The 18,613-nt window shown below is 67.6% G+C and carries 18 protein-coding genes and 2 tRNA genes; 16 read left to right on the forward strand and 4 right to left on the reverse strand.

Going from position 1 to position 18,613, the window contains the following annotated elements; genetic code table 11:
• Positions 1–6: 6 nt before the first annotated feature.
• Entirely contained in the window at positions 7–1,113 is a 1,107-nt protein-coding gene (locus FBY39_RS11570) for a branched-chain amino acid aminotransferase (RefSeq protein WP_141932434.1), read from the forward strand.
• 31 nt (positions 1,114–1,144) lie between these two features.
• Entirely contained in the window at positions 1,145–1,912 is a 768-nt protein-coding gene (locus FBY39_RS11575) for a fumarylacetoacetate hydrolase family protein (RefSeq protein ID WP_141932435.1), read from the forward strand.
• Positions 1,913–1,914: 2 nt separating this feature from the next.
• Here FBY39_RS11575 and FBY39_RS11580 read toward each other — a convergent pair whose 3' ends face one another.
• A complete protein-coding gene (locus FBY39_RS11580; protein ID WP_141932436.1) occupies positions 1,915–2,982 on the reverse strand; it encodes an aminotransferase class V-fold PLP-dependent enzyme in 1,068 nt (355 codons plus the stop codon).
• Positions 2,983–3,062: 80 nt separating this feature from the next.
• Between FBY39_RS11580 and FBY39_RS11585 the strand changes: the two genes are divergently transcribed.
• From FBY39_RS11585 to FBY39_RS11600, 4 genes are all read left to right on the forward strand, one after another.
• Positions 3,063–4,022: a LysR family transcriptional regulator gene (locus FBY39_RS11585; RefSeq protein ID WP_141932437.1), complete on the forward strand. Its 960-nt coding sequence runs from the start codon at positions 3,063–3,065 to the stop codon at positions 4,020–4,022.
• An 11-nt stretch (positions 4,023–4,033) separates the two neighbouring features.
• Positions 4,034–5,542, forward strand: coding sequence for a glutamate--tRNA ligase (gene gltX, locus FBY39_RS11590; RefSeq protein WP_141932438.1), 1,509 nt, complete (start codon positions 4,034–4,036; stop codon positions 5,540–5,542).
• Between the two features lie 73 nt (positions 5,543–5,615).
• Positions 5,616–5,687, forward strand: a tRNA-Gln gene (locus FBY39_RS11595).
• Between the two features lie 169 nt (positions 5,688–5,856).
• Positions 5,857–6,195 carry a helix-turn-helix domain-containing protein gene (locus FBY39_RS11600; protein ID WP_260837796.1) on the forward strand — a complete coding sequence of 113 codons (339 nt, stop codon included), beginning with the start codon at positions 5,857–5,859 and terminating at the stop codon, positions 6,193–6,195.
• A gap of 527 nt (positions 6,196–6,722) precedes the next feature.
• On the opposite strand, the gene FBY39_RS11605 is transcribed toward FBY39_RS11600, so the two are convergent.
• The gene (locus tag FBY39_RS11605; RefSeq protein ID WP_141932439.1) at positions 6,723–7,214 is read right to left on the reverse strand and encodes an FBP domain-containing protein; all 492 of its coding nucleotides are present in this window, start codon (positions 7,212–7,214) and stop codon (positions 6,723–6,725) included.
• 265 nt (positions 7,215–7,479) lie between these two features.
• Between FBY39_RS11605 and FBY39_RS11610 the strand changes: the two genes are divergently transcribed.
• Together FBY39_RS11610 and FBY39_RS11615 are read left to right on the forward strand one after the other, a co-directional pair.
• Positions 7,480–7,935 carry an SRPBCC family protein gene (locus tag FBY39_RS11610; RefSeq protein WP_141932440.1) on the forward strand — a complete coding sequence of 152 codons (456 nt, stop codon included), beginning with the start codon at positions 7,480–7,482 and terminating at the stop codon, positions 7,933–7,935.
• Between the two features lie 109 nt (positions 7,936–8,044).
• Positions 8,045–8,842 (forward strand): hypothetical protein, encoded by a 798-nt coding sequence (locus tag FBY39_RS11615; RefSeq protein WP_141932441.1) that lies wholly within the window; start codon positions 8,045–8,047, stop codon positions 8,840–8,842.
• On the opposite strand, the gene FBY39_RS11620 is transcribed toward FBY39_RS11615, so the two are convergent.
• Positions 8,794–9,690: an aminoglycoside phosphotransferase family protein gene (locus FBY39_RS11620; protein ID WP_141932442.1), complete on the reverse strand. Its 897-nt coding sequence runs from the start codon at positions 9,688–9,690 to the stop codon at positions 8,794–8,796. The two genes, FBY39_RS11615 and FBY39_RS11620, sit on opposite strands and share 49 nt — an antisense overlap.
• Before the next feature lie 80 nt (positions 9,691–9,770).
• Between FBY39_RS11620 and FBY39_RS11625 the strand changes: the two genes are divergently transcribed.
• From FBY39_RS11625 to FBY39_RS11640, 4 genes are read left to right on the forward strand one after another with little or no spacing between them, the layout of a single operon-like run.
• Positions 9,771–10,544 (forward strand): DeoR/GlpR family DNA-binding transcription regulator, encoded by a 774-nt coding sequence (locus FBY39_RS11625; protein ID WP_186337013.1) that lies wholly within the window; start codon positions 9,771–9,773, stop codon positions 10,542–10,544.
• Positions 10,541–11,485: a 1-phosphofructokinase gene (gene pfkB, locus FBY39_RS11630; RefSeq protein ID WP_141932444.1), complete on the forward strand. Its 945-nt coding sequence runs from the start codon at positions 10,541–10,543 to the stop codon at positions 11,483–11,485. Before FBY39_RS11625 ends, pfkB begins: the two co-directional genes overlap by 4 nt.
• A gap of 52 nt (positions 11,486–11,537) precedes the next feature.
• Positions 11,538–13,607, forward strand: a complete 2,070-nt coding sequence (locus FBY39_RS11635) for a fructose-specific PTS transporter subunit EIIC (RefSeq protein WP_141932445.1) — start codon at positions 11,538–11,540, stop codon at positions 13,605–13,607.
• 20 nt (positions 13,608–13,627) lie between these two features.
• Positions 13,628–13,897, forward strand: a complete 270-nt coding sequence (locus tag FBY39_RS11640; RefSeq protein WP_141932446.1) for an HPr family phosphocarrier protein — start codon at positions 13,628–13,630, stop codon at positions 13,895–13,897.
• A gap of 65 nt (positions 13,898–13,962) precedes the next feature.
• On the opposite strand, the gene FBY39_RS11645 is transcribed toward FBY39_RS11640, so the two are convergent.
• Positions 13,963–14,601 carry an MBL fold metallo-hydrolase gene (locus FBY39_RS11645; RefSeq protein WP_141932447.1) on the reverse strand — a complete coding sequence of 213 codons (639 nt, stop codon included), beginning with the start codon at positions 14,599–14,601 and terminating at the stop codon, positions 13,963–13,965.
• A 110-nt stretch (positions 14,602–14,711) separates the two neighbouring features.
• Here FBY39_RS11645 and FBY39_RS11650 point away from each other — a divergent pair.
• From FBY39_RS11650 to efeB, 4 genes are all read left to right on the forward strand, one after another.
• Positions 14,712–14,787, forward strand: a tRNA-Glu gene (locus tag FBY39_RS11650).
• A 328-nt stretch (positions 14,788–15,115) separates the two neighbouring features.
• Positions 15,116–16,075: an iron uptake transporter permease EfeU gene (gene efeU / locus FBY39_RS11655; RefSeq protein ID WP_141932448.1), complete on the forward strand. Its 960-nt coding sequence runs from the start codon at positions 15,116–15,118 to the stop codon at positions 16,073–16,075.
• A gap of 25 nt (positions 16,076–16,100) precedes the next feature.
• Entirely contained in the window at positions 16,101–17,309 is a 1,209-nt protein-coding gene (gene efeO, locus FBY39_RS11660; protein WP_260837802.1) for an iron uptake system protein EfeO, read from the forward strand.
• Complete coding sequence (efeB, locus tag FBY39_RS11665; RefSeq protein WP_260837804.1) at positions 17,306–18,595, forward strand: iron uptake transporter deferrochelatase/peroxidase subunit; 1,290 nt, start codon at positions 17,306–17,308, stop codon at positions 18,593–18,595. The genes efeO and efeB overlap by 4 nt, the downstream gene beginning before the upstream one ends.
• The last annotated feature ends 18 nt before the right edge of the window (positions 18,596–18,613 follow it).

Genomic DNA, 18,613 nt, shown 5'->3' on the forward strand with positions numbered 1-18,613 from the left:
CACGACATGACTCTCATCGACTCCGACCCCGACACCGGCCTCTCGCCCCTGCAGTTCGCGGTCTCGAGGAACCTCAACGGCAAGACGCCGCAGCAGCGCGCGGAGATCCTCGCCAACCCGGGCTTCGGCACGAACTTCACAGACCACATGGTCGACGTCTGCTGGTCCGTCAACGGGGGATGGCACCGGCCCCGCGTGCAGCCGTACGGACCGATCTCGCTGGATCCCGCTGCGGCCGTGCTGCACTACGGGCAGGAGATCTTCGAGGGCATCAAGGCCTACCGCCACGCCGACGGTTCCATCCACACGTTCCGTCCCGACCAGAACGGACGACGGCTCCAGCGTTCGGCGCGCCGCCTCGCCCTGCCTGAGCTGCCCGTCGCCCACTTCATCCAGTCGCTGCGCGAACTCATCGCCGTCGACGGCGACTGGGTGCCCGCCGGCGACGATCAGAGCCTGTACCTCCGCCCCTTCATGTTCGCCAAAGAGGCGTTCCTCGGCGTGCGGCCGGCGCAGAAGGTCGGCTACTACCTCATCGCGTCGCCCGCGGGTGCCTACTTCAAGGGCGGCGTTCGTCCCGTGTCGATCTGGCTGAGCGAGGACTACGCGCGCGCCGGCAAGGGCGGCACCGGTGCCGCCAAGACGGGCGGCAACTACGCGGCATCGCTTCTGCCGCAGGCGGAAGCGTACGAGAACGAATGCGATCAGGTCGTGTTCCTCGATGAGCACCGGAACGTGGAAGAGCTCGGCGGAATGAACGTCGTGTTCGTCTACAAAGATGGAACGCTCGTGACGCCCGAGTCGCCGTCGATCCTGGAGGGCATCACGCGCGACTCGATCCTCCAGCTCGCTCGCGATCGCGGACACAAGGTCGAGGGCCGTGCCGTATCGATCGACGAATGGCGTCAGGGCGTGGCATCCGGCGAAATCGTCGAGGTGTTCGCGTGCGGGACCGCCGCTGTCGTGACCCCTATCGGCCTTCTCAAGGGCCGGGACTTCTTCGACGAGCAGCCGACCGGTGAGCTCGCCCTGTCGCTCCGCCAGGAACTGACGGACATTCAGTACGGTCGCCGCGAAGACACGCACGGGTGGCTCCTGCGCCTCGACGCCTGAGCAGCGGGCTCGTCCTGAGTAGGCTGTTCGGGTGAGGATCGCACGCTTCAGCCACCAGGACGCCATCAGGTTCGGGATCGTCGATGAGGGCGAGCTCGTCGTCCTCGCGGGCGACCCGATGTTCGCGGGATACGACACGACCGGTGAGCGGGTGCCCCTGGCCGACGTCGTTCTGCTCGCGCCCGTCATCCCGCGGTCGAAGATCGTGTGCGTGGGTCGGAACTATCGGGACCACGCCGCAGAACTCGGCAATGACGTCCCCGACGCGCCGTTGCTGTTCTTCAAGCCCAACACCTCGGTGGTCGGGCCGGGCGACGCGATCGTCCTGCCGCCCCAGTCCGAGCGGGTCGATTTCGAAGGCGAGCTCGCGGCCGTCATCGGACGCGTGACGAAGAACGTCCCGGCGGAACGGGCTCTCGAGCATGTCTTCGGCTACACGATCGCCAACGACGTCACCGCGCGCGATCTGCAGAAGACCGATGGGCAGTGGGCCCGAGCGAAGGGCTTCGATACGTTCTGCCCGCTCGGACCCGCGATCGAGACCGACTTCGATCCGACGGGCGACGCCGTCGTCACGACGCGGCTCAACGGCGAGGTCATGCAAAAGGGACCGATCAGCGACATGATCTTCTCGCTCGCCGATGTCATCGCCTACGCGTCGGCGGCTTTCACGCTGCTCCCGGGTGACGTCATCCTCACGGGAACGCCGGCGGGAGTCGGTCCGTTCACCGCCGGCGACGTCGTCGAAGTCGAGATCTCGGGTCTCGGCATTCTGCGGAACACGGCTCGCGCCGCGTGACGTCAGCGGCCCAGGGCGCGGAGTGCGTCGTCCACGTCGCGCTCGTCGTTGAAGACGTGGAAAGCGACGCGCGCGCGGCCTGAGCGGCCCGATGCCCGGATCCCCGACGCGGTGAGCGCCGCGAGATCGGCGGCGCCGGGGTCGTCCCAGGTCACGATCGCGCTGTCGATCGCAGGCCGGGCGAGCCCCATGCGGGTGCGGAACAGCGTGGCGAGATGCGTCGTGTGTGCGTGTACTCGCGCCGCATCGAGGCCCGCGAACAGTGCGAGGGCGGGGGCCGCGCCCACGAAGGCCTGCCACGCGGGGGAGACGTCGAATCGTCGCGCATCGGATGCCAGGGCGAACGACGAGCCGTAGCACGACTGCCATGGATCTTCACCGGCGTACCAGGCGGCGTGGATCGGCCGAAGCCTCGTCTGCAGCTCCGCTGAGACGGCGAGGAAGGCGACGCCGCGCGGCGCGCAGAGCCACTTGTAGGCGTGGCACACGAGAGCGTCGACTCGGGTGGCATCGACCGGCATCCACCCGACGGCCTGCGTCGCGTCGCAATAGGTCACGGCGCCGTGGCGACGTGCTGCCCGCGTGATCGCCTCGACGTCGGCGACGTCGCCCGTCGCCGATTGGACGAGGGAGAAGGCGACGCACGCGGTGTCGGGTCCGACCGCGTCGGCGAGGAGGGCGAGCGGAACCGAGCGCACGCGCAGGCCTCGTCCGGCGTGCAGCAGCGGACGCGCGATGGAAGAGAAGTCTCCGTCGGGGACCAGGATCTCGCCGCCATCCGGCACGGCGCCGGCGATGAGCGCTGTGAACACGGAGACCTGCGATCCGACAGCGATCCGATCGGGGGGCACTCCGACGAGCGCTGCGAAGAGCGAGCGCGACCGCTCGACGATCGCGCTGTACGCGACGGGGTCGATCTCGCCCGCGGCTGCGCGTGTGACGTCCTCGACGATTGCGTCACGGGTCGACCGCGGAGGGAGTCCGACCGTACAGGCGGCGAGGTAACCGCGCCCGCCGTCGAAGGCGGCACGTGCCGTCGAGATGGTGTCGTCGAACAGGAGAGTGCTCATCTCTTCAGTGTCGAACCGTCGAAGCCATTCGTCCATGGCAGGTATTCGATGAAATACATCCACTGACGTAGCATGTGCGCATGACGGAGACCACGATGAGCGCACCCGATCTCGATGTGCACGCGCTCCGCGTCATCAAGGCGATCTCTGATGAGGGATCCATCACGGCGGCCGCAGCCGCAATCGGCTACAGCCAGCCGGCCATCAGCCAACTGCTGAAGCGGCTCGAGACGCGACTCGGACTGCCTCTCGTCGAGCGGATCGGGCGGGGAGTCCGGTTGACCGAGGCGGGCATGGTGCTCGCTCGGCACGCTCCCGCCGTCACGACGGCCCTCGATGCCGCGGCGGGCGAAATCGCAGAGCTCCGCGGTTTGAGGTCGGGGCGCGTCCGGCTCGTCGGCTTCCCCTCGGCGTCGCCGACGGTGGTGCCGAGGATCCTCGCGGATCTCGGCACGCGGCATCCCGGGGTGTCGCTCACCTATGTCGAGGCGGAGCCTCCCGAGGCGGTGGAGGCGGTGCGGGAGCATCGCGCCGACATCGCGCTGACGTTCAGCTACCCGGGCGATCGCGACGACCCGCACGGATCGAGCGCGCACGGACTCTCGGTGACCGACGTCGGATTCGACGACCTCGTGGCAGTCCTTCCCCGCGGCCACGCCGCCGTCGTCGAGGGCAGCGTGAAGATGTCGGATCTCGCGGGGGAGCCGTGGATCGCGGGATGTCCGCGTTGTCGCGGACATCTGCTCGAGGTGTGCGAACGCGCCGGTTTCGCTCCGCGGATCGCGTTCGAGACCGACAACGTCGCAGCCGTCGAGGGACTCGTCGCCCAGCGGATCGGTGTCGCGACCCTCCCGCGCCTCGCAACGGAGTCCTTCCCGCCGCGTCCGGAGATCGTCTTCGTCCCGCTCCCGCCCGCTGAGGCACGGACGATCCACGTCGTGACCGCGCACGGCGCGACCCGCGTGCCCGCCGTCGGTGCGACGCTGCGAGCCATCCGCCGCGCTCTGGGAAGCCCGGAGGGGCGCGCGCGCCGCAACTAGACTGGACGACGATGTCTTCTGCACCCGATCCCCGCACCACGACCGCAACCGCCGCCGACGTACGCGTCCGATTCTGTCCTTCGCCCACCGGCCTTCCTCATGTCGGCATGATCCGGACAGCGCTGTACAACTGGGCCTATGCCCGGCACACGGGAGGCTCGATGGTCTTCCGCGTCGAGGACACCGATGCCGCGCGTGACAGCGAAGAGAGCTACCGCCAACTCGTCGACGCCCTCACGTGGCTCCGGATCGACTGGGACGAAGGGGTCGAGAAGGGTGGGCCGCACGGACCGTACCGGCAGTCGCAGCGCGCCGACATCTACGCCGACGTCCTGCAGAAGCTCATCGACACCGGCGCCGTGTACGAGAGCTACTCGACGGCGGAGGAGATCGACGCACGCAATGCCGCGGCCGGCCGCGCGAAGCAGCTCGGCTACGACAACTACGACCGTGACCTCACGGAAGAGCAGAAGGCCGCGTTCCGCGCGGAGGGTCGCGTTCCCGCGTGGCGCGTTCGCGTGCCCGACGAAGATCTCACCTACGTCGACCTCATCCGCGGACAGGTGACCTTCCCCGCGGGCTCCTTCCCCGACTTCGTCGTCGTCCGTGCCGGGGGACAGGCGCTCTACACCTTCACGAACCCGGTCGACGACGCGCTCATGGGCATCACGGACGTCATCCGCGGCGAAGACCTCATGCCGTCGACGGCACGTCAGCTCGCGCTGTACTCGGTGCTCATCGACGCGGGCGTCACGACGTTCGTCCCACGCTTCGGCCACATGCCGCTCGTGCTCGGCGAGACGGGCACGAAGAAGCTCTCCAAGCGCGACCCGCAGGCCGACCTCTTCCTTCAGCGCGAGAAGGGGTTCATCCACGAGGGCCTGTTGAACTACCTGGCGCTGCTCGGCTGGTCGATCGGGCCGGACCGCGACATCTTCTCGCTTGAGGAGTTCACGGCCGCGTTCGACATCGCCGACGTCAACCCCAACCCGGCACGATTCGACCAGAAGAAGGCCGAATCGATCAACGGCGACCACATCCGGATGCTCGCTCCCGAGGACTTCGCGGAACGCATCATTCCCTACCTGCTGGCAGCGGGAATCGTCTCACCCGAGCCGACCCCCGAGCAGCGCGCGCTCATCGCGGCTGCGGCGCCGCTCGTGCAGGAGCGTGTCCAGCTCCTCGGTGAAGTCCCCGGCCTTCTCGGGTTCCTCTTCACCAACGACATCGACTACGCCGAAGACGCCCTCAAGGGACTTCCCGACAATGCGGGCGAGGTGCTCGTGGCATCCGTCGGCGCCCTCGAACTCGTTCCCGAGGGGGAGTTCACGGCGGCAGCGGTGCAAGAGGCTCTCTCGGCGGCACTCATCGATGGACTGGGATTGAAACCCCGGGTCGCCTACGGCCCGCCGCGTGTCGCGCTCAGCGGACGCCGCATTTCGCCCCCGCTGTTCGAGTCGATGGAGTTGCTCGGCAAAGCCGAGACGATCCGGCGGCTGCAGGCGTTCGTCGAGCGCTGACGGGTGCTCGGTTTGGCCTGACCGCCGAGTTCGACTAAACTCGATCTTCGGCACAGCTTCGGCTGAAGGCCTTTGGGGTATGGTGTAATTGGCAACACGGAGGTTTCTGGTACCTTTGTTCTTGGTTCGAGTCCAGGTACCCCAGCAAGTGTGAGAAGCCCGGTAACACGGCGTACAGCGCGTGTTCCGGGCTTCTGTCGTTTCTCCAGACCATCGGATGTCCGGCGTCTGATGATAGAACTCTCATGGTCGAGCGTCGTGTGAATGGCCAGATGAGGGAGCAAAACCTCGCATCCTGTGCTTACCATGTGTCCATGGCGGATAGTTCACCGCAGGGAGCGGGAGGACGAGACATGTCGCCCGCGACGGATTCGGCGGCCTGGGCCGACTTCTCCTCTGCTTTGGGCCGTCGACTGCAGGAAGCGCGGCACGACCTGAATCTGACTCAGGAACAGGTGGCCTCGGCATCCGGCATTTCGACCTTCACCTATCAGAAGCTCGAGAACGGCGAGTCGAACCCGGGAACCCCTGCGAACCCTCGACTGCACACGATCGCGTCACTGGCGAAAGTGCTCAAGATCGACATCGGCGATCTCGTCTCGCCTCCGCCTGACGAGGCGACGGCGCCCGACAGGCGACGCGCGGAAGTCTGAGGCCGGTTCCGAAGCCCTCGCGATGCTCTTGGCGGGGAATCGACGACGCGACGGGGAGTCCTCAGCGCCGACGTCGCTCCATGGACTCGGACGCGCGGCGCGCGCGAGTGGTCACGCCCGAGGAGCGATGCTGAAGGAACTGGTGCACGGACACCTCGCGAGTCGTGCGCCATCCTGATTTCACACGGACAAGTGTGATCCCGAGGGAGCGCATTCTGGCGGCGGTCTCGACCGTGAGGTGGATCCTTTCGGTGGGGGCCTCCCACCCTTCTCGTCCACTGTAGACACGAATGACGCGAGGTGCCCGTTTGGGCCAAAGCCGAGTTGCCATGTCAGTGACTGCCGGTCTTCCGGGCGACAGCGCACCGTCGCGAAAATGGACACATGCTCGTGAATGTACCATGTATACATGGTTCATTTGTGACCAATGACACGCCGAGGTGTGCACGCAATCCGACCGCCAAACGGACGCCGCTACCATTGCGACGGAATCGAGCGCGATTCGCCGAAGCGGGACGACATCCGTCTCAGGTGTTGTCGCGAATATCGCGGAGGAAGCCCTCGACGTTCATTCGGAGATTCGAAATGCGTCGCTCGATGGCGGCATCGATGTCGAACCCGAGGTAGGCGGGTGGCGGCGGGGTGCGGACGTTCCTGCTGCACTGAAATTGCTCGCAGACGAGAGTCCCCACCGAGTCTCCGCGTCTTCCGGCGGCTCCCGCGCGACGCGCACCGAAGAAGACGACGTCGTTGGGCAGGGTGACGTCCTCACACCATGCGCACTGGGGCCGGGCTCGGGTGCGGCTCTCGGTCTGACGCAGGAGCACGCCGACGGGTTCGCCGTCGACGACACCCACGACGTAGCCCGCGAGCACCGCCTTCGAGCCGCGCCAACCGAGGACATCGAGGCGGGCCCAGTCGAGATCGGCGAGGCCGGCGGGGAGTTCGATCGCCGAGCGCTCGCGCTGCGAGACATTGATGAAGGACGCGCGAATCTGCGCGTCGGAAAGAGCATGCATGGAAGACCTGTTCGTGTTCGTGTGGGAAGGGAGATCGAGGAAGCGCCGATGTATCCCGGAAAGGGAGTCGGCTGCCGGGCTATCTACCTCGTCCTGGCGGTGAGACCGCCGAGGACCTCCTCACGCCCGGAGGGCGACGAACGAAACGTATGCACCCACCCATGTTACGACCGCGCTAGCGCGCGTGCTCGACGACGTCAAGGGTGTGTGCTCCCGGCGGACGCCTGTGTGGACTGGGATCACACCCACCCGCAAGGAGACAGACATGCAGATCATCGAGACCATCGACGTGAACGTACCGATCACGACGGCCTACAACCAGTGGACGCAGTTCGAGACGTTTCCCCAGTTCATGGACGAGGTCGTTTCGATCACGCAGCGCGATGAGACGAACCTGGAGTGGACCGTCAAGGTCGCGGGTGCTGAGCGGACGTTCGATGCCGTCATCACGGAGCAGCATCCCGATGAGCGGGTCGCGTGGACGAGCACGGAAGGCGATCTTCAGCACGCCGGCGTCGTCACCTTCCACAAGCTGTCCGATGACGAGACACGTGTCACCGTGCAGCTCGACTGGGAGCCGAAGGGTCTCCTCGAGAAGATCGGTTCGGCCGTCGGTGTCGGGAAGCACGCCGTGTCGCATGATCTCAAGGAGTTCAAGAAGTTCATCGAGGGTGCGCATCACGAGACCGGTGCATGGCGGGGAGACGTTCCCCGCGACTGAGACTCCCGGCCCGTTTCGAGAGCGGAGCGCTTAGCATCGATGACGGCGACGTTCTCGACACGGGAGTCCATTCGCGTCGCCCTCGACAGGCAGCGGCAGGAAGTTCCCGATGGACGCTCGCACACTCTCCGCCGATGACGCACGGGAGCTCGCGGACCTGAGACGTCGTGCTTACGGCCCCGGGGCCGATATCGCGGACGATCCCGCGGCGGTGAGGCGTCTGCGGGAGCTGGAAGACGGGCGCCGGTCTCCCGCCGACGCCGTCGCGCCGACCGCGGCTGAGCGCGTGGCGGCGGTCGCGAGGGCAGTGCCATCGTCATCGCCCGCTGCGGCCGAAGCGCCCGTCGGCGACGCGGCTGATACTCACGCAGCGGCGAGCTCGGACGCTCCCGCCGTCGAGAGCGCACGTCCGCGTCGGTGGTGGCGGCGCGCGCCGGTGTGGTCGATCGTGGCCATCGCTCTCATCGTCGGGGTCGGGGTCGGCGCTGGGAGCATCTACGCCGCCGCGCCGCGTGCCGACGTCGTCTTGCGCGTGGCGCCATCCGAAGGTGGGCGCGATGCGAACTGGCTGCGGGAGCTGCGCACGTGGGGGATCTCACCCGACACCGCCGTCCCGTTCGAGCAGTACAAGGGTGTGGGAGTCTGGACGGCCATGAGCGACGAAGGTTCCCGGTGCCTCGTCCTGGAGAACGGCGTGCGGCCCATCCACGCGACGTGCGTGGGCGGCGGATTCGATCCGATCCTCGACCTCACGATGTACGGGGGGCAGGACGAGTTCCTCGATGACCCGCCGCCGGCGGGGAGCGTCATCCGCTTCATCGCGCGGGAAGGCGCTGTCGAAGTGTGGGTCCGCGAGCGTCAGTCGGTCGCCGCCTCGGCGAGCGAGATCAGGCCGAGTTCGCGATAGACGGGATTGTCGTCGCTCTGGGAGATCATCGCGAGTGAGAGCGCGACGGCCCACGCCCGCGCCCTCGTCCAGTCGACGGGGTCGTAGTGGTCTCCCAGCGCACCGATGAAATCGGCCCGCCCCTGTTCGTCGAAGATGAGCCATGCTGATGCCAGATCGCACGCGGGATCGCCCGCGGTCACGTCTCCGAAGTCGATGATCGCCCGCAGTCCGCTGGCGTCTGAGACGAGGTTGCCCGGGTGCAGGTCGCCGTGGATCCACAGGGGTGTCCCGCCCCACGGTTCGGCATTCACCCCTCTCGTCCAGGTGAGCGCGGCCCGCGCGAGGAGAGACGGCTCAACGCCGACGACGTGATCGAGCCGCGCCCGCACGACATCGGATCGTTCGGCGAGCGGCACCCCTCGGAAGGGGTTCCGTGGATGCTGCGACGGAGCTGGCGTGTGCAGCGCGAGAAGCGCGTTTGCGAGGTCGGATGCCCAGCGGCGCCGCTCTTCGCGGGGCACGGAGATCCCACTGGAACCGTCGAACCACGGCACAAGCGACCATGGCCGCGGGAAGGCGTCTGACGGCTCGCCGAGGAAGAGGGGCGTGGGCACGTGGACACCGCTCGCTTCGATGGCCGGGCCAACGACGGGAAGAACCTGCTGCTCGTGGAGGACGAGCGAAACGGCGGCGCTGCGGCGCGGCATCCTCAGGGCGAGATCGTCTCCGATCCGCCACACGTCGCAGTCCCAGCCTGCGGATGCCCGGCGACGTGGCAGCGCGACGAGGTGGGGGAGGGCCTCCGCGACGAGGCGATCGACGACGAGTTCGTCGATCACCCACTCTGCGCTCGGTCGATCGGCCATCAGCTGATCCTAGCGAACCTATTGTTTTGTCTTTGTTCATGTTGTACTCTGTGGTAATCCCACATCGACGAAGGGTGAACGTGTACGCAACGGAGCGACAGGAACTGATCGAGCGGCTTCTGCTCGACGAGGGGCGTGTGAGCGTTGTCGACTTGTCCCGACGGTTCGACGTCACGACCGAAACGGTGAGGCGCGACCTCGATCTGCTCGAGCGCACGGGGGCACTGCGCCGGGTCCACGGTGGTGCCGTCCCCACCGAGCGCGGCAGCACCAGCGAGACCGCGCTCGATGAGCGTCGACTGCATCACGCGCCGGCCAAGGTTGCCATCGCGCGCCGCGCCGTTGCCGCCGTGCGCGAGGGCTTCCAGGGGTCGCTCTACTTCGACGCGGGCACCACGACCGCGGCGGTGGCCGCCGAGCTCGCCCCGCGGCTCGCGGGGTCAGCGATCGACGTCGTCACGCACGCCCTCCCGATCGCGCTCGACCTGTCGGCCCGCGTCACGGTGTCGCTCGTCGGCGGTCGCGTGCGCGGACTCACATCGGCGGCCGTCGGCGCAGATACCGTCCATTCGATCGAGACGCTCCGTCCGGACATCGCATTCATCGGCGCCAACGGGGTGTCGGCCGGTTTCGGCATCAGCACACCCGATCCCGACGAGGCCGCCGTGAAGGCGGCGATCGTTCGCGCGGCTCGCCGGGTCATCGTCGTCGCTGACGCCGAGAAGCTCGATCGCGAACTGCTCGTCTCCTTCGCGCGCCTGACCGACATCGATGTCCTCGTGACGGATGCCGCGCCCGCTCAGGCCCTCGCGGAGGCGCTCCACGCCGCCGAAGTGGAGGTGTGGATCGCATGATCATCACGCTCACCGCCAATCCGTCGCTCGATCGGACGATCGTGCTCGAAGACGCCCTTCGCCCCGGCGAAGTCCAGTCCGCATCCGAAGGGCGAGAGGATGCGGGAGGCAAAGGCATCAACGTCGCGCGTGTGATCGCAGCAGCCGGGGCGGACGCCCGCGCGATCCTCCCGCTCGCCGACGACGACCCCTTCGCATCCGCCCTGCGCGCTGCAGGACTCCGGAGCGAGGCCGTCCCGATCGCGGGGCGGGCGCGCTCCAACCTGACGATCACGGATCCCGCCGGGACGACGACGAAGCTCAACCTTCCCGGCGCCGAGTTGAGCCGCGAAGAGCGTTCGGCGATCGTGCGCACCGTCGTTGAGGCCACAGCAGAAGCTCGCTGGCTCGTGTTGGCAGGTTCGCTGCCGCCGGGCGCCGGCGACGGGTTCTATGTCGACGTCATCAGCGCCGTCAGGGCGGCTCACGGCGATCGTGCGCCGCTCGTCGCGGTCGATACATCGGGGCCCGCGCTGACTGCGGTCGTCAACGATGCGGCACCGGATCTCATCAAGCCCAACGATGAGGAGCTCGCCGAGCTCGCCGGCGTGGCGATCAGCGATGGGGATCTCGCCCACGCCGTCCTCCCGGTCGCGAGAGAGCTCGTGCCGACCAAAGTGCGGGCTGCCCTCGTGACTCTCGGAGCCGCCGGCGCGGTGCTCGTGACATCCGCTGGCGCCTGGTCTGGTCGCCCGCCGCGCATCCGCGTCGTGAGCACTGTCGGCGCGGGTGACAGCTCGCTCGCGGGGTACCTGCTCGCGGAGGCTGCGGGCGGAACACCGGAGGACTGTCTGCGCAGCGCCATCCGGTATGGGGCGGCCGCCGCGTCGCTCCAGGGCACGCAAGCTCCTCACCCAGGGGACCTTCCCGCTGGCGACGTTCCCGTCGACCGGATTCTGTAATGCAAAACCACACGAATCAACACATTCGTTCCACCGACCACTGGAGGTCATCGTGACAGACACCATCACCCCGGAACTCGTCAGCCTGGACGTCGGGCTGGGAGCCGACAAGGCGGCCGTCATCCGCGCGCTCGCGCAGAGGGTCGTCGAACAGGGGCGCGGCACCGATGCCGAGGCCCTGTTCGCCGACGCGTGGGCTCGTGAAGAGAAGGACGAGACAGGCCTTCCCGGCGGCATCGCCATTCCGCACGCCAAGAGCGCGGCGGTCACGACACCGTCGCTCGCCTTTGCGCGACTCGCGCCCGGTGTCGACTTCGGCGCCCCCGACGGTCCGGCCGACCTCGTGTTCCTCATCGCGGCCCCGGATGGTGCCGCTGAGGCCCATCTCGCCGTGCTGTCGAAGCTCGCCCGGAGCCTCATGCAGGACGACTTCACGGCCGGGCTCCGCGCGGCGGCGACGAACGACGACGTTGTGGCGATCGTGCGTGCGGCCATCGGCGAGGGGGATGCTCCAGCCCCCGCCGCGCAGGCCACCACGCCACCGCCCGCCGCGGCGGCCGCCCCCGCTTCGCAGTTCGAGATCGACGGGCGCCCGCTCCGGATCGTCGCCGTCACATCGTGTGCGACGGGCATCGCGCACACCTTCATGGCAGCAGATGCCCTGTCGGCCGCGGGTAAGAAGGCCGGTGTCGATCTCACGGTCGAACCGCAGGGCTCGAGTGGCTACAAGGCACTCCCGCAGTCCGTCATCGACGACGCCGACGCCGTCATCTTCGCCAACGACGTCGATGTACGGGAGTCGCAGCGCTTCGCCGGCAAGCCGGTCGTGAGAGTCGGCGTCAAGGCAGGCATCGAGCGCGCCGATGCCCTCGTCGCTGAGGCCGCGGCCGCGGCATCCGATCCATCCGCGCCCCGCGTTCCAGCGGGCAGTTCGTCGTCCACGTCGTCCACGTCGACCTCGCAACTGTCCTGGGGTGCGAACATCCAGCGGATCCTGCTGACGGGTGTCAGCTACATGATCCCGTTCGTCGCCGGTGGCGGTCTGCTCATCGCGCTCGGCTTCGCGATCGGTGGGTTCCAGGTCACCGAGAACGCCGGCACCGTCATCACGCAAAACGCGCTGTGGAACCTCCCGGCCGAAGACGGCACATCGCCGTTCGGCCCGCTCGGGCAGTACCTCGGAGCGGTCGCCTTCATGATCGGCGCCACCTCGATGGGCTTCCTCGTTTCCGCTCTCGCGGGGTACATCGCCTTCGCGATCGCCGACCGGCCCGGAATCGCACCCGGCTTCGTCGCCGGTGCCGTCGCCGTCCTCATGAACGCCGGCTTCATCGGCGGCATCATCGGCGGTCTCCTCGCGGGTCTCGTCGCGTGGTGGCTCGGTCGACTCGATGCACCTCGCTGGCTGCGCGGCCTCATGCCGGTCGTCATCATCCCGCTGCTTGCGTCGATCGTCGCCTCGGGTCTCATGATCCTGCTGCTCGGACGCCCGATCGCCTCGCTCATGGAGCTGCTCAACGACGGGCTCACGAACCTCGCGGGCGGCGCCGGCATCATCATCGTCGGCGTCATCCTCGGCCTCATGATGTGCTTCGACCTGGGAGGACCCGTCAACAAGGTCGCCTACGCGTTCGCTGTCGCTGGTCTCGCAGCAGGATCGCAAGACAACCCGACGCCGTACCTCATCATGGCTGCCGTCATGACGGCAGGAATGGTGCCGCCGCTTGCGATGGCGCTGGCCTCGACGATCCTCGCTCGCCCGCTGTTCACTCCGGTCGAGCGTGAGAACGGCGTCGCCGCCTGGCTGCTGGGCGCCTCGTTCATCTCGGAGGGCGCGATTCCCTTCGCCGCCGCGGATCCGCTTCGCGTCATCCCGGCCTCGATGGTCGGCGGTGCAGTGACCGGCGCGCTGAGCATGTTCTTCGGCGTCCAGTCGCTCGCTCCGCACGGCGGAATCTGGGTCGCATTCGCGATCAACCCGATCTGGGGATTCCTGGTCGCCCTGGTAGCAGGTACCGTCGTGAGTGCTCTCCTCGTGGTCGCGCTCAAGAAGTGGGTCGGCCACCGAGAGCTCGAACAGGCCGAGACCTCGACCGCGACCGCGACTGCGGTTCCGGCCTGAGATCCGACGAGAGGGAGACCATGGCAGAGCGCCAAGCCACCATCGCCAGCAGCTCAGGGCTGCACGCCCGACCCGCGAAGCTCTTCGTCCAGGCGGTGCAGGAGAAGAAGATCCCCGTGACGATCGCCGTCGAGGGCGGCGCAGACCTCAACGCGGGGAGCATCCTGTCGCTCATGGGTCTCGGCGCCTCGCACGGGACGGTCGTGACTCTGAAGGCCGAGGGAGAGGGCGCTGATCAGGCTCTCGACGAGCTCGTGATCCTCTTGGAGACCGATCTCGACGCCGAGTAGTCTTCACGACAGACGAACGACGGATGCCGCGGAACGAAGCCGCCGCGGCATCCGTCGTCGCTGTTTCAGAGCTCTGTCGACTCGGACGGATCGAGGTCGAGGAAGACCCCGCCGCCCTGTTCGGTCGCCCAGCGCAGCCGAGCGCGATGCATGTCGCGACCGATGACGGAGAGCGTCATGTCGTGCGTCCCGAAAGCACGGCGCGGCGCGACAGCGAGCACGAAGTCCATGGCTTCGCCGATCTTCAGCCAGGGCGCGCCGAGCGGAGCTGCGAGCAGGTCGACCGCGACGCCTTTGGGCACCGCGTAGGAATCGCCCGGGTAGTACAGCTGGTCGTTGACGAGGACACCGACATTGTCGATGACCGGGATCGACTCGTGAATCACGTTGTGCGTGCCCCCGAAGAACTGCAGCGTGAACGGCTCGACGGTGACGGTGTCGCCCGGATGAACGACGGTGATGTCGTATCCGGGAGCCGCGTTCGCGACGCCATCGGGCCCGTAGATCGGCACTCCGGGAACGGATGCACGGACACGATCCAGGTGCTCGGGGGTCCAGTGGTCGGGATGTTCGTGCGTGAGCACGACCGCCACGACTGACGCCAACTCGGCGATGGGCAGGGTGAAGGAGCCCGGATCGATGAGAAGACTGCTGCCTTCCTTGTCGACGCGGAGGGCGGCGTGCTCGAACTTTGTGACTCGCATGCGTCGAGTCAACCTCCGTAGTTCGGGCGTCGGCAAGGGGTGCGGGCGATCCCGGCCTCGATTTGGCCGACTACCTCGAGACGTGGCATAATCGAACGGTTGTCGCGAACGGCCCCATCGTATAGCGGCCTAGTACGCCGCCCTCTCACGGCGGTAACGCGGGTTCGAATCCCGCTGGGGTCACCACAACGAAAACCCCCGGTTCATCCGGGGGTTTTCTCGTTTCCGCAGCCTTCGCCGCGCCGGTGATCCGCACATGCACGGGGCTGCTCTTTGCCATCGAGACTGCACCTTCCGGCCGAGACTGCGCGATGCAGGTGCTGTTTCGGCCGGAAGGTGCAGTCTTGCGGCGATGGGCTCGGTCAGGACGCCGCAGGAGCGGGAGCGGAGGGCGCAGGGCGGATCGCGCAGGACGGATTGCGCAGCACGGATGACGTCGCGATGTAGGTTAGGCTCGCCTTAGTCTGCGTGGCCGATATATTGTGGCGCGCTTCTCCTGATGTGGTGTCTGCTCATGCTTCCGTCGTTTCTCATCGGCCTTCGTGAAGGTCTCGAGGCCGCCCTCGTCGTCGGCATCCTCGTCGCCTATATGTCGCGTATCGGTCGCCGCGATCTGCTGCCCCGAATGTGGGCCGGTGTCGTCCTGGCGATCGTGCTCTCGCTCGCGTTGGGCGCGATCCTGACGTTCGGCGCCTACACGCTCAGCTTCACGGCGCAGGAGGTCATCGGGGGAGTGCTCTCGCTCCTCGCGGTGGCGATGGTCACCTGGATGATCTTCTGGATGCAACGCGCCGGACGCACGATGACGCGGTCGCTGCAGGGGGGCGTCGACGACGCGGTCCGAGAGGGATCGCTGTGGGCCATCGTCGTGCTCGGTTTCGTCTCCGTGGCACGCGAGGGGATCGAGACGACCCTCTTCCTGTGGGCGATGGTGCGATCGTTCGGCGACACCCCCGGAGCACTCATCGGCGCCGTCCTCGGGATCAGCGCAGCGGCGGTCGCGGGGTGGCTCATCGCGAAGGGGGCCGTGCGGCTGAGTCTGCGCGGCTTCTTCACCTGGACGGCCGCGTTCCTCATCGTCGTGGCCGCAGGGGTGCTCGCCTACGCCGTCCACGATCTGCAGGAAGCCGCCGTCCTTCCGGGACCGTTCTCGGGTGCTGCGCCGGTCGACCCCGACACGGGGACCGTCCTCGTCGGCTGGGGGGCTGTTCCGTTCGGCTGGGCCTTCGACGTCTCGTCGGCCGTTCCGCCGGGAAGCGCCCTCGCTCACCTTCTGCAGGGACTCATCGGGTTCATGCCGCTGATGTCGTGGCTCCAGGTCATCGCCTGGGGACTGTACACGGCGATCGTCGGGGGGCTCTTCTTTCGCAACCTCCTCCGGTCCGCGCCGCGGCAGCATCCTGCTGTCGCGCCCGAGACCGTTTCACCCGACGGCGCCGAGTCGCCGTCGCCTATCACCACAGAGAGCAAGTAGGGAAAGCATGCGCATACACCGCCGCATGACCGTGGCCGCCTCCGCTGCCGCTGTCGTCGTGATCCTTTCGGGATGCGTCCCGAACACCGAGGCCTCCGCGGCTGCCGTGACTGTCCGGTCGACCGACGACACGTGCGACGTGTCCTCGAAGAGCGCCGCGAGCGGCAACGTCACGTTCAAGGTCGCGAACGACGGCACCCAGGTGACGGAGTTCTATCTCCTCGCCGACGACGGCTTGCGGATCGTCGGCGAAGTCGAGAACATCGCCCCCGGAGCGAGTCGCACACTGACCGTCGTGGCGCAGCCCGGCGACTACTTCACACTGTGCAAGCCGGGAATGATCGGCGAGGGTGTCGGGCGAGCAGGATTCGCCGTGCAGGGCGAGAAGGTCGCGATCTCGGGTGACGACGCCGAGGTCAAGCAGGAGGCGGTCGGTCTTTACGCGGCGTTCGTAAAGGACCAGGTCGAGCAGCTCGTGCCCGGTGTGGAGGAACTGACCGCCGCCTACGTCGCGAACGACGACGATACGGCACGCGCTCTGTTCCCGACGGTCCGTGCATACTACGAGCGCATCGAACCCGTCGCCGAGGCGCTCGGTGACCTGGACCCGCGGATCGACTACCGCGAGCTCGATGCGGTCGCCGAAGGCCTCGAGTGGACAGGATTCCACCGGATCGAGAAGGACCTCTGGGTTCCCGCGAGCGACGCGCTGAACTCAGACGACGAGACACCCGCGTGGCAGGACTGGAAGCCGTCCACGAGGGAAGAACGCCAGCAGTGGGCGGACCGTCTCCAGGCCGACGTCGCCGAGCTCAACGACTACGTGCACGGCGAGGAATTCCAGACGGCGCTCGACGATCAGGGCATCGCGGGGATCTCCAACGGTGCGATCGCGCTCCTCGATGAGGTCGCGACCGGCAAGATCACCGGAGAGGAGGACTGGTGGTCGGGCACCGACCTCTGGGACTTCGCGGCGAACGTCGAAGGCTCGAAGATGGCGTACTCGCTCGTGAGCGACTTCGCGGCGTCGACAGGCACGGAGGGCGAGCAGATCATCGCCCGCATCGACGAGGGGTACGCCGCCCTCGAAGGCAAGCTCGCCCAGTACGGCTCGCTGACCAACGGATTCGTTACCTACTCGGACCTCACCGATGATGATCGTCGCGCGTTCACCGACCTCATCAATGCCCTCGCCGAGCCGTTGTCCCGCCTCACCGTGGTTGTTCTGACGTGACGTCACCCGACGGATCCCCTGCGAGTGGGCTGACCAGGCGCGGGATGCTGGGACTGCTCGGCGCGGGCGGCGCAGGCCTCGTCGCCGGCGGAGTCGGCGGTGCCGCCGTCGCCGCGGCGGCGACGACGGATGCTGTCGCTACCGCCGCGGAGCGTCTCGTCTACCCGTTCTTCGGGGCCCATCAGGGCGGGATCACGACGCCCGTCCAGGAGCACCTCCACATCGCGGCGTTCGACATGGCGGACGGCGCGAACCGCGACGACATCCAGACGCTGCTGCAGGACTGGTCGTACGCGGCGTCCCGCATGACGCAAGGGCTCGACGTCACCTCCAGCGGGGCGCTGGGCGGAGATCCTCAGGCGCCGCCGGATGACACGGGCGAAGCGATCGGCACTCCCGCGAACGGCCTCACGATCACGATCGGTCTCGGGCCGACGCTGTTCCGCGCAGACGGCGTAGACAGGTTCGGGCTCGCGGTGCGTGCACCCGAAGATCTCGTCGCGCTGCCGAGATTCGTCGGAGACGACCTGAATCCGCGGCAGTCGTATGGGGACCTGTGCATCCAGGCGTGCGCGAACGATCCGCAGGTCGCCGTGCATGCCATCCGCAACCTCACCCGCATCGCGTTCGGCCGCGCGGCGATCCGCTGGTCGCAGCTGGGTTTCGGCCGGACGTCTCGCACGACGAGCGAGCAGTCGACGCCGCGGAACCTCTTCGGCTACAAGGACGGGACGGCGAACATCCTGGCCGACGACACCGGGGCGCTGAAGCAGCACGTCTGGGTTGGCGAGGATGACGGGCCCTCATGGCTCGCCGGCGGTACCTATCTCGTCGTCCGAAAGATCGCGATGACGATCGAGCTGTGGGATCGTCAGCGACTCGCAGAGCAGGATCGGATCTTCGGAAGGAACAAGGGCGAGGGAGCGCCGCTGTCAGGCGGTGACGAGTTCACACCTCCGGATTTCGCCGCGAACGATGCCACGGGTGCGCCCGCGATCGACCCCGACTCGCATGTCCGCCTCGCGCATCCCTCGCAGAACGACGGAATCCGCCTCCTCCGACGCGGCTACAACTTCGTCGACGGCAACAGCGAGATCGGACAGCTCGCAGCGGGTCTTCTGTTCCTGTCGTTCCAGCGGAGTCCCGAGCAGTTCATCGCTGTCCAGCGCCGACTCGCGGCATCTGATCTCATGAACGAGTACGTCCGGCACGTCGGCTCTTCCGTCTGGGCCGTCCCGCCCGGCGTCGAGGACGGCGGTTACATCGGCTCGGGACTGTTCGACTGACCCGCGACGTCGATATCC

It is taken from the genome of Microbacterium sp. SLBN-146 (assembly GCF_006715145.1).
Lineage (GTDB): Bacteria > Actinomycetota > Actinomycetes > Actinomycetales > Microbacteriaceae > Microbacterium.

What these genes read in the sequence shown, in the direction of transcription:
- FBY39_RS11570 (WP_141932434.1), top strand. Translation starts at nt 7, where the DNA reads ATGACTCTCATCGACTCCGACCCCGACACCGGCCTCTCGCCCCTGCAG.
- FBY39_RS11580 (WP_141932436.1), bottom strand. Translation starts at nt 2,982, where the DNA reads ATGAGCACTCTCCTGTTCGACGACACCATCTCGACGGCACGTGCCGCC.
- FBY39_RS11585 (WP_141932437.1), top strand. Translation starts at nt 3,063, where the DNA reads ATGACGGAGACCACGATGAGCGCACCCGATCTCGATGTGCACGCGCTC.
- gltX (WP_141932438.1), top strand. Translation starts at nt 4,034, where the DNA reads ATGTCTTCTGCACCCGATCCCCGCACCACGACCGCAACCGCCGCCGAC.
- FBY39_RS11600 (WP_260837796.1), top strand. Translation starts at nt 5,857, where the DNA reads ATGGCGGATAGTTCACCGCAGGGAGCGGGAGGACGAGACATGTCGCCC.
- FBY39_RS11605 (WP_141932439.1), bottom strand. Translation starts at nt 7,214, where the DNA reads ATGCATGCTCTTTCCGACGCGCAGATTCGCGCGTCCTTCATCAATGTC.
- FBY39_RS11610 (WP_141932440.1), top strand. Translation starts at nt 7,480, where the DNA reads ATGCAGATCATCGAGACCATCGACGTGAACGTACCGATCACGACGGCC.
- FBY39_RS11615 (WP_141932441.1), top strand. Translation starts at nt 8,045, where the DNA reads ATGGACGCTCGCACACTCTCCGCCGATGACGCACGGGAGCTCGCGGAC.
- FBY39_RS11620 (WP_141932442.1), bottom strand. Translation starts at nt 9,690, where the DNA reads ATGGCCGATCGACCGAGCGCAGAGTGGGTGATCGACGAACTCGTCGTC.
- pfkB (WP_141932444.1), top strand. Translation starts at nt 10,541, where the DNA reads ATGATCATCACGCTCACCGCCAATCCGTCGCTCGATCGGACGATCGTG.
- FBY39_RS11640 (WP_141932446.1), top strand. Translation starts at nt 13,628, where the DNA reads ATGGCAGAGCGCCAAGCCACCATCGCCAGCAGCTCAGGGCTGCACGCC.
- FBY39_RS11645 (WP_141932447.1), bottom strand. Translation starts at nt 14,601, where the DNA reads ATGCGAGTCACAAAGTTCGAGCACGCCGCCCTCCGCGTCGACAAGGAA.
- efeU (WP_141932448.1), top strand. Translation starts at nt 15,116, where the DNA reads ATGCTTCCGTCGTTTCTCATCGGCCTTCGTGAAGGTCTCGAGGCCGCC.
- efeO (WP_260837802.1), top strand. Translation starts at nt 16,101, where the DNA reads ATGACCGTGGCCGCCTCCGCTGCCGCTGTCGTCGTGATCCTTTCGGGA.